The sequence below is a fragment of the Azonexus sp. MM2026_4 genome, from assembly GCF_055901855.1.
On record NZ_CM148380.1, the window covers coordinates 999,603 to 1,016,392 of the forward strand.

Genomic DNA, 16,790 nt, shown 5'->3' on the forward strand with positions numbered 1-16,790 from the left:
CTCTCTCCCTCAGCAATAGACCAGCGTGCCTTCGTCTTCGCCACAGACCACGCGCTTGAGCGCGCCGGCCTTGAAGATGGAAAACACGTTGATCGGCAGTTTCTGGTCGCGGCACAGTGCGAACGCGGTCGCATCCATCACCGCGAGGTTTTGCGAGATCGCATCGTTGAAGCTGATCTTGTCGTAGCGGGTCGCCGCCGGGTCCTTTTTCGGATCGGCGGTATAAATGCCGTCGACCTTGGTCGCCTTGAGGACGATCTCGGCAGCGATTTCCGAGCCACGCAGCGCGGCGGCGGTATCGGTGGTGAAGAAAGGGTTGCCGGTACCGGCACCGAAGATCACCACCTTGCCTTCTTCGAGGTAGCGGATGGCCTTGCCGCGGATATAGGGTTCGACCACCTGCTCGATATTCAGGGCCGACTGCACGCGGGCATTCAGGCCGACTTGACGCATCGCGTCGGACAGCGCCATGGCATTCATCACCGTGGCCAGCATGCCCATGTAATCCGCGGTGGCGCGATCCATCCCGGTGGCCGTGCCGGCCATGCCGCGGAAGATGTTGCCACCGCCGATCACGACGCCGATTTCCACGCCCAGGTCGGCAACCGCCTTGATCTCGCCGCAGATTTCGCCGATCACCTTCGGATTGATGCCGTAGGCGTCGGTGCCCATCAGGGCCTCACCGGAGAGTTTGAGGAGGATGCGCTTGTATTTGGGTGTGGTCATCGGCTTTCCCTTGCGGCAGATTACTTCTTGGCAGCCGCGGCAGCGGCCTGGGCAGCGACTTCGGCAGCGAAATCGTCAACCTTCTTCTCGATGCCTTCGCCGACCATGTACAGCGTGAAGCTGGCGACCGAAGCGCCCTTCTGCTTCAGCAACTGCTCGATCGTCTGCTTGCCGTCTTCCGCCTTGACGAAGACCTGACCGAGCAGGGTCACGTCCTTCAGGTACTTCTGGACGGTACCTTCGGCGATCTTCTCGAGCATCGCTTCCGGCTTGCCGGCTTCGCGCGCCTTCTCGATGGCGACACGGCGCTCGGTTTCCAGCAACTCGGCGGAAACGCCCGAGACATCCAGCGACTTCGGCTTGGAGGCGGCGATATGCATCGCCAGATCCTTGCCCAGTTGCTCGTCGCCGCCGACCAGGTCGACCAGCACGCCAACCTTGGCACCGCCGTGGATGTACGAAACCAGCTTGCCCTTGGCTTCGCAACGGACGAAACGGCGGATCGTCATGTTCTCACCGATCTTGCCGACCAGCGCGGCACGGGTCGATTCGACGGTACCGTCGCCCATCGGCAGCGCCGACAGGGCAGCGACGTCGGCCGGATTCTGCGCCGCGACGAGGGCCGCCGAGCCGTTGGCGAGCGCGATGAAATCGTCGTTCTTGGCAACGAAGTCGGTTTCCGAATTGACTTCGACGATCGCACCGATCTTGCCGTCAGCGGAGATGCTGATTGCCACGATGCCTTCCGCGGCGACCCGGGTGGCCGCCTTGGAGGCCTTGTTGCCCAGCTTGACGCGAAGGATTTCTTCAGCCTTGGCCATGTCGCCGTCGGCTTCGGTCAGCGCCTTCTTGCATTCCATCATCGGCGCATCGGTCTTGCCGCGCAGTTCCGCGACCATGCTTGCGGTAATTGCCGCCATACTTGATTCTCCTGAGCTTATGAGACAGGCGGAGCCTGGGGCTCCGCCGTTACACCGTTATTTATTCGGCAGCTTCTTCGACTTCGACGAATTCGTCGTCGCCGCCGGCAACCACTTCCTGAATGGCCAGGGTGCGACCTTCGAGGATCGCATCGGCAACGCCGCGGGCGTAAAGCTGGATGGCGCGGGAAGAGTCGTCGTTACCCGGGATGACGTAGGAAACGCCTTCCGGGGAGTGGTTGGTATCGACTACGCCGATCACCGGGATACCGAGCTTTTCGGCTTCGGTGATGGCGATCTTGTGGTAGCCGACGTCGATGACGAAGATGGCATCTGGCAGGCCGCCCATATCCTTGATGCCGCCGATCGACTTCTGCAGCTTTTCCAGTTCGCGACGGAAGGTCAGCGCTTCCTTCTTCGACATTTTTTCCAGGTCGCCGGCTTCGACGGCCAGTTCCATGTCCTTGAGGCGCTTGATCGAGGTCTTGACCGTCTTGAAGTTGGTCAGCATGCCGCCCAGCCAGCGCTGGTCGACACACGGTGCACCGGCGCGCGCCGCTTCTTCAGCGACGATTTCGCGGGCCTGGCGCTTGGTACCGACAAACAGGATGTTGCCGCGGTTGGCCGACAGCTTCTTCACGAAAGCCATGGCTTCGTTGTACTTGGCCAGGGTCTTTTCGAGGTTGACGATATGAATCTTGTTGCGGGCGCCGAAGATGTACGGGGCCATCTTGGGGGACCAGAAACGGGTCTGGTGGCCGAAGTGGACACCGGCTTCCAGCATTTCGCGCATGGTAACGGACATTGCAAAACTCCTTTAAGGGTTGAACCGCCACCCGCCGCAAACGTCCGTCATTATTTGATTTTGACGAACACCCTTAATCGGCGGATGTGAGGATTTGACGACGCACACCGTGCGCGCCGCCGTCATTCCCGAGACAGGCCCGGAAAAGCCGCAGGATTATAGCAGCGAATTCGCCCAAGCCAAAGCCACCCGCAGCTCCAATGTCATTTCCCGGCAATCTGCGCCAGCATGCGCTGCAGGTAAGGCTGCCAGTCCGGCTGATGCAGCCCGAAATCGCCGGCCAGCCGGCTGCAGTCGAGGCGTGAATTGGCCGGACGCCGCGCCGGGGTCGGATATTCCGCGCTGGTGATCGGCCGGATGGCCGCGGCATCGAAACGCAGCCCACCGGCACGCCCCCCGGCCAGCCCGACGATGCACCGGGCAAATTCGCACCAGCTCACCGGATTGGCGGCCGCCAGGTGGTAGAGCCGGCTCTCCCTGCTGGCGAGATGACGACCGAGGTCAAGGCGCAGCAGGACGGCGGCCGTGACATCGGCGATCAGCGCCGCCGGCGTCGGCGAACCGAGCTGGTCGTCGACCACCGACAGGCTGTCGCGTTCGCGCGCCAGGCGCAGGATGGTGCGGACAAAATTACCGCCGTGCTCGCCGAACACCCAGCTGGTCCGGAAGATCAGCGAACGGGCGCCGCTGGCGCGCACCCCCTCCTCCCCGGCCAGCTTGCTGCGCCCATAGACGCTCTGCGGCGCCACCGGGTCGCTTTCGACATAAGGCGAAGCCTTGCCGCCGTCGTAGACGTAATCGGTCGAATAATGGATCAGCAGCGCATCGGTGGCGGCGGCGCATTCGGCGAGGAGGCGCGGCGCCTCGGCGTTGACGGCATGGGCCGTGGCGGCGTCGGATTCCGCCTTATCCACCGCCGTGTAAGCCGCCGCATTGACGATCACCGACGGCCGGCAAGCCGCGACCAGCGCGCGCAAGCCCGCCGCATCACCAAGGTCGCACTCGCCGCGCCCGCAGGCGACCAGCGGCGCCAGCGGCGCCAACGAGCGTTGCAGCTCCCAACCCAACTGGCCGTCCTTGCCCAGCAACAAGATGCTCATCCGCCATTCCCTCCGTCAAACCCGCGCAGTATGCCATTTTTGGCGTGCCAGCTTTGCGAAACGGGGGCCATCATTTATCCTTGTTCCTTTACCCCAGCCCCCAGAACAGCCATGAGCATCACCCTGAAGACGCCCGAGGAAATCGAGAAAATGCGCGTCGCCGGCCGGCTGGCCGCAGAAGTTCTCGACTACATCGACGCTTTCGTCAAACCCGGCGTCACCACCGAGGAACTCGACCGCCTCTGCCATGACTACATGGTCAATGTCCAGGGCTGCATTCCGGCCCCGCTCAACTACGCGCCGGCCGGTTACGACCCGTACCCGAAATCGATCTGCACCTCGATCAACCAGCAGGTCTGCCACGGCGTGCCCAGCGACCGGGTGTTGAAGAACGGCGACATCGTCAATCTCGACATCACGACGATCAAGGACGGCTACCACGGCGACACCAGCCGCATGTTCATCGTCGGCGAAGGCTCGATCCAGGCCAAGCGCCTGTGCGAAATCACCTTCGAATGCATGTGGCTGGGAATTTCGGTGGTCCGCCCCGGCGCCCGCCTCGGCGACATCGGCGCGATCATCCAGAAACACGCCGAGAAGAACGGTTACTCGGTGGTCCGCGAATTCTGCGGCCACGGCATCGGTCGCAAGTTTCACGAAGACCCGCAGGTCGTCCACTACGGCAAGACCGGCACCGGCATCGCGCTGGAACCGGGCATGACCTTCACCATCGAGCCGATGATCAATGCCGGCAAGGCGGCGATCCGCGAAATGTCCGACGGCTGGACCATCGTCACCAAGGACCGCAGCCTGTCGGCGCAATGGGAGCACACCATCCTGGTCACCGACAACGGTTACGAAATCCTCACCCAGTCGGCCGGTTGCCGGCCGAAGCCCGACTGGATCGCCTGATGAGCCTCGACATCGCGACGCTGCGCAACGAGGTCAGGACCCGCCAGGCCACGCTGCAGGCCCGTTACGAAGCCGACAACGATGCCGAGGCCCTGCTCAAGCAGCGTTGCGCCGATGTCGACGACACCCTGCGCCGCCTCTGGGAAAGCTTCGGCTTTCCCGCCTCGATCGCCCTCGCCGCCGTCGGCGGCTACGGCCGTGGCGAACTCTACCCGGCCTCCGACATCGATCTGCTGATCCTGCTGCCGCAGGCGCCGAGCGCAAGCACGGCGGAAAAGCTGGAACGCCTGGTCGGCTGTTTCTGGGACATCGGCCTGGAAATCGGCCACAGCGTCCGCACCATCCCGGAATGCCTGGACGAAGCGACGCGCGACATCACGGTGCAGACCGCGCTGCTCGAAGCCCGCCTGCTGACCGGCAGTGAAAAACTGTTCGCCACCTTCCGCAAGCGGCTGTTCGGCAACCTCGACCCGCTCGGCTTTTTCGAAGCCAAACGCCTCGAGCAGCAAGACCGCTACCTGCGGCACAACGAAACACCGTACAGCCTGGAGCCCAACCTCAAGGAATCGCCGGGCGGCCTGCGCGACCTGCAGGTGATCTTCTGGATCGCCAAGGCGGCCGGTTTCGGCGGCACCTGGGACGAACTCGGCAACGGCGGCGTCATGTCGCAGGAAGGCGTCGCCTTCGGCAAGCAGTTCGAGGAGTTCCTGCGCCACCTGCGCATCCGCCTGCATTTCGTCGCCCGCCGCCGCGAGGATCGCCTGCTGTTCGACTACCAGTCCGCGCTGGCCGCCCGTTACGGCTACCTGGACAGCGAATCGAAGCGCGCCTCGGAACAGCTGATGCAGGCGTATTACCGCAACGCCAAGGGACTGATGCTGCTCAACACCATCGTCCTGCAGAACATGGGCGCGGCGCTGGCCCCGGAAAACCTGCAGCACCCGCAAGCCTACGACGCCAATTTCCAGATCGTCGGCAACCTGCTCGACATCTGCGACGAGGAGCTGTTCGAGCGCCAGCCGAAGCTGATCTTCGACGCCTTCCGCATCATGCAGGAGAACTCGGAACTGCAAGGCATGACGGCATCGACGCTGCGCGCCCTGTGGCTGGCCCGCGAACGGATCGACGACGGCTTCCGCGCCGACCCGGCCAACCGTGCCATGTTCCTCGGCCTGCTGCAGGCCGAGCGCGGCGTCATCCACGAATTCCGGCGCATGAACCAGCTCGACATCCTCGGCGCCTACCTGCCGAATTTCGGACGCATCGTCGGCCAGATGCAGCACGACCTGTTCCACGTCTACACCGTCAACCAGCACATCCTGCAGGTGCTGCGCAACCTGCGCCGGTTCACGATGAGCGAGTTCGCCCACGAATACCCGCTCTGTTCACGCACCATCAACGAGTTCGAACAACCCTGGCTGCTCTACATCGCCGCCCTCTTCCACGATATCGCCAAGGGACGCGGTGGCGACCATTCCGAAAAAGGCACCGTCAACGCCCGCGAATTCTGCGACAACCACGGCCTGCCGGAAGCCGACACCGAGCTGGTGGTCTGGCTGGTCCGCCATCACCTGGTGATGTCGCAGATCGCCCAGAAGGAAGACCTCGGCGACCCCGCGGTGATCGGCCGTTTTGCCGCGCTGGTCGGCGACGTCCGGCATCTGCAGGCGCTCTACCTGCTGACCCACGCCGACATCCGCGGCACCAGCCCGAAGGTCTGGAACCAGTGGAAAGGCAAACTGCTCGCCGACCTTTACCAACTGACGCTGCACTACCTGGCGCAGGACGAAACCCCGGTCAGCCACGGCATCATCGCCGACCGCCAGGCCGAAGCGATGCGCCTGCTGCGCTTCTTCGCACTCTCCGACACCGTGCACGAGCGGCTCTGGAAACAGCTCGACACGGTCTATTTCCTGCGCCACTCGGCCGAGGAAATCGCCTGGCACACGCGCTCGCTGCATTACCGCATCCACAACAACCAGCCGGTCGTCCGCGCCCGCCTCTGGCAGGAAGGCGTCGGCCTGCAGGTGATGGTCTACACCCGCGACCAGCGCGACCTGTTCGCGCGCCTGGTCGGCTTTTTCGCTCGCGCCGGCTACAGCATCGTCGATGCCAAGATCCACACTACCGAGCATGGCTACGCGCTCGACAGCTTCATCCTGCTCGACGTCGAGCGGCGTGACCACAGCCGGGAAATGCTCAGCTACATCGAACACGAGCTGGAAGACCGCCTGACCCGCGAACTGCCGCCGGAGATTCCCTCGCCCGGCCGGCTGTCGCGCCAGGTCCGGCATTTCCCGATCAAGCCGGAAGTCAGCATCAGCGGCGACGAGAAGGGCAAGCACTTCATCCTCTCGCTGACCGCCGCCGACCGCCCGGGCCTGCTGTACACGGTGGCCAGCACGCTCGCCGAGCACGGCGCCAACCTGCACACGGCGAAGATCGTCACCCTCGGCGAGCGCGCCGAGGACGTCTTCCTGATCAGCGGTGGCGACCTCTCGGACACCAACCGCCGCATCCGGCTGGAAACCGAGCTGATGGAACGCTTGAAGGTGTGAGCCCGGCGGGCTTCACACCGACATGCCGAGCGGCAGGCACGCCTTCTCGCAGCCGACCACCCGTTCGATGATCGCCTTGACCCGGCCCATGGCTTCCTGCAGCACGTGTTCCAGGCTGTCGAAACGGATGCCGTTGGCGCTGCTGCCGCGCCCGGCGGCATGGTTGGCGACGACGTTGATCGCCGCGTAGGGCACGCCCAGCTCGCGGGCCAGCGCCGCTTCCGGCATGCCGGTCATGCCGACCAGGTCGGCCCCGTCGCGTTCCAGGCGGTTGATCTCGGCCGCAGTCTCGAGTCGCGGCCCCTGCGTCGCCGCGTAGACGCCACCGATGGCGATGCCGATCCCCAATGCCGCCGCCGCCTCGGCAATACGCTGGCCGAGCGCCGCATCGTAGGGTTCGGTGAAGTCGATATGGGTCACCGGGCCACCGACGCCGTCGAAGAACGTGGATTTGCGGCCCCAGGTGTAATCGATGATCTGGTCGGGCAGGACGATGTCGCCCGGCTGCAGGTCGGGACGGATGCTGCCGACCGAGGCCACGGAAATGATGCCGCTGACCTGGTGGTGATGCAGGGCCCACAGGTTGGCGCGGTAATTGACCATGTGCGGCGGAATGGTATGGCCGTAGCCGTGGCGCGGCAGGAAAACCGCCGGCCGGCCGCAGATCTGGCCGAAGACCAGCGCCCCGGAAGCTTCGCCGTAAGGGGTGCGCACCACTTCACGGTGCGAAACGTCGAGATTGGACAGCGTCGTCAGGCCGCTGCCGCCGATGATGGCCAGCATGTCAGGAACTCCGGTAAGCCAGCAGCGAAGCCAGCACGGGCACGACGCCCTTGAGGGCGGCATGCGGTTTGAAGGAAGGGGCCGCGGCCTCCAGCTTGCGGTACAGCGCATCCTTGCGCTGCGCCTGGAAAGGCAGGCCGGCCAAGGTTTTCTGGCGATGATACCCGAGCAGCGTGTCGCGGCCGATATCCTTCGCCTGCCAGGGAATCGCCGTCCGGTCGACGAGATGCAGCGCCGTCACCGAAGGCAGGTCGACCGCCAGCTCGGCCGCCGCCCGATGCACGCGCTCGCGGTAGGCGACGACCGCCTTGCCGCCGTCGCCGGCGCTCGCCCCGGTAATTGCCGCCGGCGCCCCCATCAGCCAGCAGACGACGGTATCGGGCGCGAATGAGACGATCGCCGCCCGCTGTTCGGCGCTCAGCGCCGTCACTTCCGCTTCGAGCACAGCCAGCGCCTGCTCCCCGGCACGTTGCCGGGCCAGCGCCAGACAGCTCGACTGGGCATCGACGGCGAGCACCGCCAACCCGCGCTGGACCAGCGCCAGCGTCGAAAAACCCGGCCCGCAGCCGATTTCCAGCACCCGACGCCCCGGCGTCAGCGCCGCCATCCAGTCGTAGTCGCCGTGCCGGGCAAGCGCTTCGCCCTCGCTCTCCCAGTAGTCGAGGAAACTGTCGAGATTGGCGCCGCTCATCCCTGCTCGCCGTCGAGATAGGCGGCAAATTCGGTGCCAATTTCGGGGTGGCGCCGACCGAAAGCGACCGTCGCCTTCAGGTAGCCGAGCTTGGAGCCGCAGTCGTAGCGCACGCCATCGTAACGGTAAGCCAGCACCTGTTCCTCGGCGAGCAGCGAAGCGATGCCGTCGGTCAGCTGAATCTCGCCGCCGGCACCGGGAGTCACCCGTTCCAGATGATCGAAAATGCGCGGCGTCAGGATGTAACGTCCGACCACGGCCAGGGTGGACGGCGCGACATCGGGCGTCGGCTTCTCGACGATGGCGCTGACCTGCTCCAGGCGCTCGGCCACCGGGCGGGCGTCGACGATCCCGTAACTGGCCGTGTCGGCACGCGGCACATCCTGGACGCCAAGCACCGAACAGCAGTAATAGTCGTATTTATCAACCATCTGCTTCATCACCGAAGGCGTCCCGTCGAGCAGATCGTCGGCGAGCAAGACGGCAAAGGGTTCGTCACCGATCACCGGCCGCGCGCACAGCACCGCATGACCAAGCCCCAGGGCTTCCGCCTGGCGAATGTAGATGCAGTTGATTTCCTTCGGAATCATGTTGCGCACGAATTCAAGTATCTGCATCTTGCCGCGCATTGCCAGTTCGCTTTCCAGCTCGTAGGCCTTGTCGAAGTGATCCTCGATCGCCCGCTTCGAACGGCCGGTGACGAAGATCATGTCGGTGATCCCCGCCGCCACCGCTTCCTCGACCGCGTACTGGATCAGCGGCTTGTCGACGATGGGCAGCATTTCCTTCGGACTGGCCTTGGTCGCCGGCAGGAAACGCGTTCCCAGCCCGGCCACCGGAAAAACGGCTTTCCTGACTTTCTTCATTTCATACTCCATTGAAAGCCGTTTTCAGCACAGGCTAACCCGGCATAGCCGGCGTTAAGCCATGCTTTGGCATGGCGGCCGCAGCCAAAGACGGCTTTCCTGACTTTTCTCATGTTTCCGCTCCCCGATCCAACAGTTCCAGCAAACCCGCTTCGTCGACCACCGCGACGCCCAGCTCGCGCGCCTTGTCGAGCTTGCTGCCAGCTTCCTCGCCGGCGACCACATAGTCTGTCTTCTTCGACACAGAGCCGGCGACCTTGCCGCCGGCCGCTTCGATCATCGCCTTGGCGTCGTCGCGTTTCAGCGTCGGCAGCGTGCCGGTCAGCACCAGCGTCTTGCCCGCCAGCGGCGCCGGTGCGGCAGCCGCGACGCCCTGCGGCAGCGCGTCGAGCAGTTCCTGGCGACGATGGGCGACGGCGGCGAGCAGACCGCGCCTGCCGGTCTCGTTGAGCCAGGCGAACAAGGCGCTGATCACCTCGCCGGGCAGGCCGGCGACCGACAGCGCGGCAGCATCGACGCTGCCGTCGGCAAGCGCGGCGCCGTCGACGACGACGGCCAGTTGGCCGGCGCGCTTGGCGGTCAGCTTGGGCACCGCCAGCGCCGTGTAGATGTCGGCCCAGGCCAGGCGTTCGGCCAGGCCGGGATGCGGCGGATGCTCGTCGGCCGGCGTCACGCCGGCAGCGAGCAAGGCGTCGACGGCGTCGAGGTTGCGCTGCTCGGCGAAGAAATCGGCGATCGCCGCCGCCACCGTCGCGCCGATGTCGGGCAGCACGGCGAGCAGCGGCGCCGGCGCGCGGCGCACGCGTTCGAGACTGCCGAGCCAGTCGGCCAGCGTCTTGGCGGTGCTCTCGCCGACATGACGGATGCCGAGCGCGAAAAGCAGCCGGGCGAGCTTCGGCGTTTTGCTGGCGGCGATGCCGGCGAGCAGGTTCTCCGCCCAGCGCGTCGGCGTCTGGCCGGCCTTCGGCGCCTCCGGAGCGCTGCCGCGATTCGCCTCCGCAGCGCCATCGGCGCCGCACGGGATGGGGGCGCCGAGACTGGCCTCGGCGTCCTTCTCGTCGGCGCGCCGCTTCATCTCGAGCAGGTCGCCCAGCGTCAGCTTGTACAGGTCGGCGACGCCGTGGATGTAGCCGAACTCGACCAGGCGCTCGACGTAGCGATCGCCGAGGCCTTCGATGTCCATCATGCGGCGGCCGGCAAAATGCAGGATCGCCTGGGTACGCTGGGCGCTGCACGAGAAACCGCCGGAGCAGCGGGTCGCCGCCTCGCCCGGCTCGCGCACCGTGTGCGCGCCGCACACCGGGCAGGCATCGGGCATGGCGAAGGGCCGGGCGTCGGCCGGCCGGCGTTCGGCGACGATGCCGACGATTTGCGGAATGACGTCGCCGGCGCGGCGGACGATCACCGTGTCGCCGACGCAGATGCCGCCCTTGCGCTCGATCTCGTCGGCGTTGTGCAGGGTCGCGTTGGTCACCGTGACGCCGCCGACGAACACCGGCTGCAGGCGCGCCACCGGCGTCAGGGCGCCGGTGCGGCCGACCTGGATGTCGATCGCCTCGAGCACGGTAGCCGCCTCCTGCGGCGGATACTTGTGCGCCACCGCCCAGCGCGGCTCGCGCGAGCGGAAGCCGAGACGGCGCTGCAGTGCGCGGTCGTCGACCTTGTACACCACGCCGTCGATGTCGAACGGCAGATCCTCGCGCAACTCGGCAACGCGCTGATGAAAACCGGCCAGCGCCGTACCGCCCTGCAATACCGCGCGATGCTCGCAGACCGGCAGGCCGAAGGCGGCCAGCGCATCGAGCAAGCCGCTGTGGGTTGACGGTTCATCCCAGCCGGCGACCGTGCCGATGCCGTAGGCGAAGAATTTCAGCGGCCGGCTGGCGGCGATCGCCGGGTCGAGCTGGCGAACGCTGCCGGCGGCGGCGTTGCGCGGATTGACCAGGGTCTTTTCGCCGCGCGCCGCGGCCGCCGCGTTGTATTGCTCGAGGTCGTCGCGCCGCATGTACACCTCGCCGCGTACTTCCAGCAGCGGCGGCGCTTCGCCGCGCAGGCGCAGCGGAATCTGGCCGATGGTGCGCAGGTTCTGGGTGACGTCCTCGCCGGTCGCACCGTCGCCACGCGTCGCGCCGCGCACCAGCACGCCGTTCTCGTAGCGCAGGCTGACGGCCAGGCCGTCGAACTTCAGTTCGGCGGCGTAGGCGATGGCCGGGGCGTCGGCCGGCAGTTCCAGCTCGCGGCGGACGCGCGCGTCGAAGTTGAGCGCGCCGCTCGACTCGGTGTCGGTTTCGGTCTGGATCGACAGCATGGGCACGTCGTGCACCACCGGTGCGAACTGCGCCAGCGGCTTGCCGCCGACGCGCCGGGTCGGCGAATCGGCCGTCGCCAGCGCCGGATATTCAGCTTCCAGCGCCTGCAGTTCGCGGAACAGCGCGTCGTAATCGGCGTCCGGAATGGTCGGCGCGTCGAGGACGTAGTAGGCGTGGTTGTGATGTTCCAGTTCGGCGCGCAGCCAGGCGGCGCGCGCCGTGATTTCCGCTGCCGGCATCACGAGAACAGGCGCAGGGCTTGCGGCGAACCGGCGGGCAGGCCGAAGGAGCGCATCGTCGCCTGCGGCTTGCCGATGAACTCGCGGCGGATGTGATCGAGCTGGCTGTCGCCGAGCGGGTTGCGGTTGTCGTCGACCAGCGTGCCCTGCAGCACCTCGGCGAAACGTTGCGCCAGGGCGACCATCTGCACGAACACCGCTTCGCCGTGTTCGACGCGCGGCACGTCGAGCAGGAAGGTGATGCCGTGTGTGGTCAGGGTGCGCAGGCTGTCGCCGGAGAACAGGGTGTTCTCGTAGTTCTGCAGGCTGAACTGCGGGCGGCCGGCGTCGTCGTAGCGGGTGAACAGGCCATCGACACCGAGGATCATGCCGGCGGCTTCGGCCAGCGCGCGGATCTTGGTCCCGGGGAAGGGAATGCCGCGGCTGACCAGGTTGAGGCCGATCTCGAGGTCGACGGCGGCGCAGAAGCGGTCGATCTCCGCCGCCTGGTCGAGCGGACGCGACGACGGCAGGTCGGCCACCGCCATCAGTTCGTCGGCCAGCGCCTGCATGGCGCCGTTGAACAGCGCGAGGTCGCCCTCCGCCACCGGCCCGAGGCGATTGACCAGGGGCAACCCGACGCGCAGGCGGCGCACCGGGATGTCCTCGTCGCTGTGCAGCGGCAGCCATTTGCGGCGGCTCTCGTCGAAGGCAACCCAATGCACCGGCTTGCCGAGGCGGCGCAGGGTCTCGCGCTGCGAACCGAGGATCTGGCGCGACGACACCGACTCGACCAGCTCCATGGCGACGATCAGTTCGATCCGCGGATCGAGCAGTTCCGGCGGCAGGGCAACATGGGGAATCTCCGCCGCCGTCCGTTCGGCAGGCGCCGGCGCGGCGACGCTGTCGACGACCGGGCTGTCCGGGACGGGTTCGTCGACGGGGTCGGCAAAGACCGGCGGCAGCTCCGTCTCTTCCACCGGCATGAATACCGGGACCGGCGTGTTGTCAGGCTCGTCCGCCACCGAAACAAGCGGTTCCGGATCGTTCTGCGAGGGCATTTCGTGCCGCCCCGGCGCCTCGGCGACCGGCGCCGCATAGGCCGGCTCCACCCGCTCCAGCGGTCTTTCCGGCGCCCGTTCCGGCTGCCGTTCACGGCGTGCCGGCCGGGCACCGCCGTTGAGCAGCACATCGTCGTGCCCGGGTTTGAGCATCGCTTCGGCGACCTTGCGGTGCCGATATTCCTGCCATTTGTTGTACGCGTACACGCCGACCACGACGGTCGCGCTCAGGCCGATCATTCCCAGTTGGAGTTCGGTCATGCATCCCTCATCTTCAAGGCTTCTTCGATATCCACTTCCACCACGCGCGAGACGCCGCTTTCCTGCATGGTGACGCCGACCAGTTGTTCGGCCATTTCCATCGCGATTTTATTATGGGAAATGAACAGGAACTGCGTTGCCCCTGACATTTTCTTGACCATGCTGCAGAAACGCTCGGTGTTGGAGTCGTCGAGCGGCGCATCGACCTCGTCGAGCAGACAGAAGGGCGCCGGGTTGAGCTGGAACATCGAGAATACCAGCGCGATCGCGGTCAGCGCCTTCTCGCCGCCGGACAGCAGGTGGATGGTCGAGTTCTTCTTGCCCGGCGGCTGGGCGATTACCTGCACGCCGGCGTCGAGGATTTCCTCGCCGGTCATCACCAGCTCGGCGCGGCCGCCACCGAAGAGTTCCGGGAACAGCTGGCCGAAATGGCCGTTGACCGTGTCGAAGGTGCTCTGCAGCAGATCGCGCGTTTCGCGGTCGATGCGGCGGATGGCGTTTTCCAGGGTTTCCATCGCCTCGGTCAGGTCGGCCGCCTGCATGTCGAGGTAACCCTTGCGCTCGCTCGCCGTTTCCAGTTCCTGCAACGCCGCCAGGTTGACCGCGCCGAGTTCGGCGATGGCGTTGCCGAGGCGGGTGATCTCGCCCTGCAGCACCGGCGGCCGCGCCGCGTTTCCCAACATTTCGAGCAGCGGCAGCAGCGCCGCTTCGTCGGCGCCGGCTTCGAGGAGCTGCATGGCGAACTGCTCGGCGTTGAGCGAGGCCGCCTGCTCCTTCAGCTTGAGGTCGCCGATCTTCGCGCGCAGCGGCTCCAGCCCCTGCTCGATCTTCAGCCGCTGTTCTTCCAGCGCGCGCAGCGCGTTGGTCGCCGCTTCCAGGGCGTCGCGCTTCGCCGCCAGTTCCTGCTCGGCCAGTTGGCGGGCGGCCAGCGCCTGCTGCAGTTGTTCTTCCATGACGTCGGCCGGCGCCGCCTCGACCTGCTCGGCGCAGGCGGCGCGGTCGCGCTCGATGCGGCTCAGTTCGCGCTGGGCGACCGCCTGCTGGGCGAAGATGTCCTGCAGCTTGCCCTCGGCCTCGCGCGCCGAAAACTGCGCCTCGCGCAATGCCCGGTCGAAATCGGCGTTCTTCTCGCGCTCGGCGCGCACGGCGCGTTCGCATTCGTCGAGCCGGGCCTGGGCGCCGGCGACCAGGACGCGGATGCGGTTGAGACCGTCGCGGATTTCCTCGATCCGCTCGTCGGCGGCCATTTCCCGCTCGCGCTCGCCCTCTTCTTCCTCGGCCAGTTCGGCGAGCTGCTCGGCGATGCGTTCCTTCTGCTCGTTGTAGCGGGCCAGCGCCTGCGTCAGCTTGAGCACTTCCAGTTGCACGTGGTGCACGCGCTGCTGGCGGTCGGTGACGTACTGGCGGGTCTCGTCGATTTCTTCCTGCTTGTCGGCGTACTGCTCGTCGAGCAGCGCCGCCTGCTCGCGCAGACTTTCGCTCTTTTCCTCGGCGAGCGCGATGCCCTCGGCCAGCGCTTCGATTTCGCGCTGGCGTTCGAGCAGGCCGTGCTCGCCCTGGTCGGGCGCGAAGAAGGTGACGCTGCCGCGGGTCAGCAGGTCGCCGCCGCGGGTGACGATGACGGCGCCGGGCGCCAGCGTTTCGCGCAACGCCAGCGCCTCGCCCAGCGTTTCGGCGGTGGCGATGTCACCCAGCCAGTCGGTGAGTGCCGCGCGCACCGCGGGATCGTCGCAGCGCACCCGGGCCAGCAGCGTTTCCCCGCTTGCCGTCGGCGGCTCCGCAAGATTGCCGAGCATCACCGAAAGCCGCGCTTGCGGCCGGTCATGCAACCAGATGTCGAGTTTGGCCGGATCGTCGCAGGCGATCGCCGACAGGCGTTCGCGCAACACCGCTTCGACCGCCTCTTCCCAACCGGCGTCGACATGGATCTTCTGCCACAGCGCCACAGCCTCGGCCAGACCATGCCGTTCCAGCCATTCCGGCAGCTTGCCGCTGCCGGCGGTCTTCGCCTGCATCTGTTCGAGCGCGGCGCGCCGCGCCTGGCCGGCGGCGAGCTCGCGCTCGAGGCGCTGCAGCTCGCCGTGCGCCGCCTTGCGCCTGGCCTCCAGTTGGGGAATTTCCTCCTGCAGTTGCTGCAGGTGTTCCTGATCGCCGGCGAGTTCCTCGCGCAGCAGTTCCAGTTCCTCTTCCTTCTCGGCGACTTCCAGTTCGTCCGGCGCCTCGCCGAAGGTCTCGTCGCGCAACCGCTCGCGCCGCTGAATCAAGGCCTGCAGCGAGCGTTGCGCGTGCGCCTTGTTGGTCAGCTCGACTTCCAGCTTCTGCTCGCCGTTGGCGGTCCGTGTCTTGAGGCGCTGCAGTTCGTCGAGCGCCTGCGCGTGGTCCTCCTCGACCTGCGGCGCCAGGTTCATCTGGGCGTGCAGGCGCTCCTCGGCCTCGTCGACGCGCAAGCGGGTGACTTCCTGCTGCTCCTCCCACCTCTCGCGGTCCTCGGCCAGCTTTTCGGCGTTCTGCGTCCACCGCGCCAGCTCGTCCTCCAGTTGCACCAACCGCGCTTCGAGCTGACTGCGCGACTCGCGGCGATGGCGAATTTCCGCCTCGAGCCGGGCGACTTCGGCGTTGGCCGCGTACATCGAGCTCTGCGCGTTGTGCAGCGCGTCGCCGGCGGCGAAGTGAGCTTCCCGCGTTGCCTCCGCGCGCGCCTCGGTCTCGCGCAGCGCGGCGCTCTGCGCCTCGAGTTCGGTCGTCGCCCGCTCCACCTCGAGCGCCAGCCGCTGGCGCTCGGCGTCGGCTTCGCGCTTCTTGAGCAGCCAGAGCAATTGCTGCTTCTGCACCAGTTGTTCGTTGAGCGCGTGGTAGCGGCGGGCAACCTCGGCCTGCGAGGCCAGCCGTTCGATCTGGTGGCCGAGCTCCTCGCGGATGTCCTCGACGCGCAGCAGGTTCTCGCGCGTATCCTCGAGCCGGCCGTTCGTTTCCTTGCGCCGCTCCTTGTAGCGGGTGACGCCGGCCGCTTCTTCGAGGAAGACGCGCAGGTCGTCGGGCTTGGCCTCGATGATGCGCGAAATCATGCCCTGGCCGATGATGGCGTAGGCGCGCGGCCCCAGCCCGGTGCCGAGGAAGAGATCGGTGATGTCCTTGCGCCGGACCTTCAGGTTGTTGATGAAGTAATCCGACTGGCCGCTGCGCGTCAGCACCCGCTTGACCGACAGCTCGGCGTACTGCGACCACTGCCCCAGCGCACGGCCAAGCAGGTTGTCGAAGATCAGCTCGACGGAAGCCCGCGACACCGGCTTGCGGTTGGTCGAGCCGTTGAAGATGACGTCCATCATCGACTCGCCGCGCAACTCGGAAGCTTTCGACTCGCCGAGCACCCAGCGCACCGCGTCCATGATGTTCGACTTGCCGCAGCCGTTCGGCCCGACGACGCCGACCAGCTGCCCGGGCAGGGCAACCTGGGTGGGATCGACGAAGGACTTGAAGCCGGCGAGTTTGAGTTTGGTCAGGCGCATGCGCGGTTAGGGCGGCCAGGATGCCCGCCACATCGGGGGCCGTATGATAGCACCAAGCCCCGGCCGCTCATTCC

Annotated in this window: 12 protein-coding genes; 2 read left to right on the forward strand and 10 right to left on the reverse strand. The window is 66.5% G+C overall.

Going from position 1 to position 16,790, the window contains the following annotated elements:
• Positions 1 to 9: 9 nt before the first annotated feature.
• From pyrH to rfbD, 4 genes are all read right to left on the reverse strand, one after another.
• Positions 10 to 726, reverse strand: coding sequence for a UMP kinase (gene pyrH, locus AC0KWY_RS04655; protein WP_474028477.1), 717 nt, complete (start codon positions 724 to 726; stop codon positions 10 to 12).
• Positions 727 to 746: 20 nt separating this feature from the next.
• A complete protein-coding gene (tsf, locus tag AC0KWY_RS04660; protein WP_474028478.1) occupies positions 747 to 1,646 on the reverse strand; it encodes a translation elongation factor Ts in 900 nt (299 codons plus the stop codon).
• A 61-nt stretch (positions 1,647 to 1,707) separates the two neighbouring features.
• Entirely contained in the window at positions 1,708 to 2,451 is a 744-nt protein-coding gene (gene rpsB / locus AC0KWY_RS04665) for a 30S ribosomal protein S2 (protein WP_474028479.1), read from the reverse strand.
• A gap of 203 nt (positions 2,452 to 2,654) precedes the next feature.
• A complete protein-coding gene (rfbD, locus tag AC0KWY_RS04670) occupies positions 2,655 to 3,551 on the reverse strand; it encodes a dTDP-4-dehydrorhamnose reductase (RefSeq protein ID WP_474028480.1) in 897 nt (298 codons plus the stop codon).
• A gap of 111 nt (positions 3,552 to 3,662) precedes the next feature.
• Here rfbD and map point away from each other — a divergent pair, with 111 nt between their 5' ends.
• Both map and AC0KWY_RS04680 read left to right on the forward strand, forming a co-directional pair.
• Complete coding sequence (gene map, locus AC0KWY_RS04675) at positions 3,663 to 4,463, forward strand: type I methionyl aminopeptidase (protein ID WP_474028481.1); 801 nt, start codon at positions 3,663 to 3,665, stop codon at positions 4,461 to 4,463.
• Positions 4,463 to 7,021, forward strand: a complete 2,559-nt coding sequence (locus AC0KWY_RS04680) for a [protein-PII] uridylyltransferase (RefSeq protein ID WP_474028482.1) — start codon at positions 4,463 to 4,465, stop codon at positions 7,019 to 7,021. Before map ends, AC0KWY_RS04680 begins: the two co-directional genes overlap by 1 nt.
• A 12-nt stretch (positions 7,022 to 7,033) precedes the next feature.
• On the opposite strand, the gene AC0KWY_RS04685 is transcribed toward AC0KWY_RS04680, so the two are convergent.
• The 6 genes from AC0KWY_RS04685 to smc all read right to left on the reverse strand — a co-directional run bounded on the left by AC0KWY_RS04685 (position 7,034) and on the right by smc (position 16,716).
• Complete coding sequence (locus AC0KWY_RS04685; RefSeq protein WP_474028483.1) at positions 7,034 to 7,804, reverse strand: S-methyl-5'-thioinosine phosphorylase; 771 nt, start codon at positions 7,802 to 7,804, stop codon at positions 7,034 to 7,036.
• Between the two features lies 1 nt (position 7,805).
• Positions 7,806 to 8,495 carry a class I SAM-dependent methyltransferase gene (locus AC0KWY_RS04690; protein ID WP_474028484.1) on the reverse strand — a complete coding sequence of 230 codons (690 nt, stop codon included), beginning with the start codon at positions 8,493 to 8,495 and terminating at the stop codon, positions 7,806 to 7,808.
• The gene (gene galU / locus AC0KWY_RS04695; RefSeq protein WP_474028485.1) at positions 8,492 to 9,361 is read right to left on the reverse strand and encodes a UTP--glucose-1-phosphate uridylyltransferase GalU; all 870 of its coding nucleotides are present in this window, start codon (positions 9,359 to 9,361) and stop codon (positions 8,492 to 8,494) included. The genes AC0KWY_RS04690 and galU overlap by 4 nt, the downstream gene beginning before the upstream one ends.
• 109 nt (positions 9,362 to 9,470) lie before the next feature.
• Positions 9,471 to 11,909 carry an NAD-dependent DNA ligase LigA gene (gene ligA / locus AC0KWY_RS04700; protein ID WP_474028486.1) on the reverse strand — a complete coding sequence of 813 codons (2,439 nt, stop codon included), beginning with the start codon at positions 11,907 to 11,909 and terminating at the stop codon, positions 9,471 to 9,473.
• A complete protein-coding gene (locus AC0KWY_RS04705) occupies positions 11,909 to 13,210 on the reverse strand; it encodes a cell division protein ZipA C-terminal FtsZ-binding domain-containing protein (protein WP_474028487.1) in 1,302 nt (433 codons plus the stop codon). Before AC0KWY_RS04705 ends, ligA begins: the two co-directional genes overlap by 1 nt.
• Positions 13,207 to 16,716 (reverse strand): chromosome segregation protein SMC, encoded by a 3,510-nt coding sequence (gene smc / locus AC0KWY_RS04710; protein ID WP_474028488.1) that lies wholly within the window; start codon positions 16,714 to 16,716, stop codon positions 13,207 to 13,209. Before smc ends, AC0KWY_RS04705 begins: the two co-directional genes overlap by 4 nt.
• Positions 16,717 to 16,790: the final 74 nt, after the last annotated feature.

Excerpts from the sequence above, each read along its gene's own strand:
- AC0KWY_RS04690 (WP_474028484.1), bottom strand. The coding sequence starts at position 8,495 with ATGAGCGGCGCCAATCTCGACAGTTTCCTCGACTACTGGGAGAGCGAG.
- smc (WP_474028488.1), bottom strand. The coding sequence starts at position 16,716 with ATGCGCCTGACCAAACTCAAACTCGCCGGCTTCAAGTCCTTCGTCGAT.
- ligA (WP_474028486.1), bottom strand. The coding sequence starts at position 11,909 with ATGCCGGCAGCGGAAATCACGGCGCGCGCCGCCTGGCTGCGCGCCGAA.
- pyrH (WP_474028477.1), bottom strand. The coding sequence starts at position 726 with ATGACCACACCCAAATACAAGCGCATCCTCCTCAAACTCTCCGGTGAG.
- rfbD (WP_474028480.1), bottom strand. The coding sequence starts at position 3,551 with ATGAGCATCTTGTTGCTGGGCAAGGACGGCCAGTTGGGTTGGGAGCTG.
- tsf (WP_474028478.1), bottom strand. The coding sequence starts at position 1,646 with ATGGCGGCAATTACCGCAAGCATGGTCGCGGAACTGCGCGGCAAGACC.
- map (WP_474028481.1), top strand. The coding sequence starts at position 3,663 with ATGAGCATCACCCTGAAGACGCCCGAGGAAATCGAGAAAATGCGCGTC.
- AC0KWY_RS04680 (WP_474028482.1), top strand. The coding sequence starts at position 4,463 with ATGAGCCTCGACATCGCGACGCTGCGCAACGAGGTCAGGACCCGCCAG.
- rpsB (WP_474028479.1), bottom strand. The coding sequence starts at position 2,451 with ATGTCCGTTACCATGCGCGAAATGCTGGAAGCCGGTGTCCACTTCGGC.
- galU (WP_474028485.1), bottom strand. The coding sequence starts at position 9,361 with ATGAAGAAAGTCAGGAAAGCCGTTTTTCCGGTGGCCGGGCTGGGAACG.
- AC0KWY_RS04685 (WP_474028483.1), bottom strand. The coding sequence starts at position 7,804 with ATGCTGGCCATCATCGGCGGCAGCGGCCTGACGACGCTGTCCAATCTC.
- AC0KWY_RS04705 (WP_474028487.1), bottom strand. The coding sequence starts at position 13,210 with ATGACCGAACTCCAACTGGGAATGATCGGCCTGAGCGCGACCGTCGTG.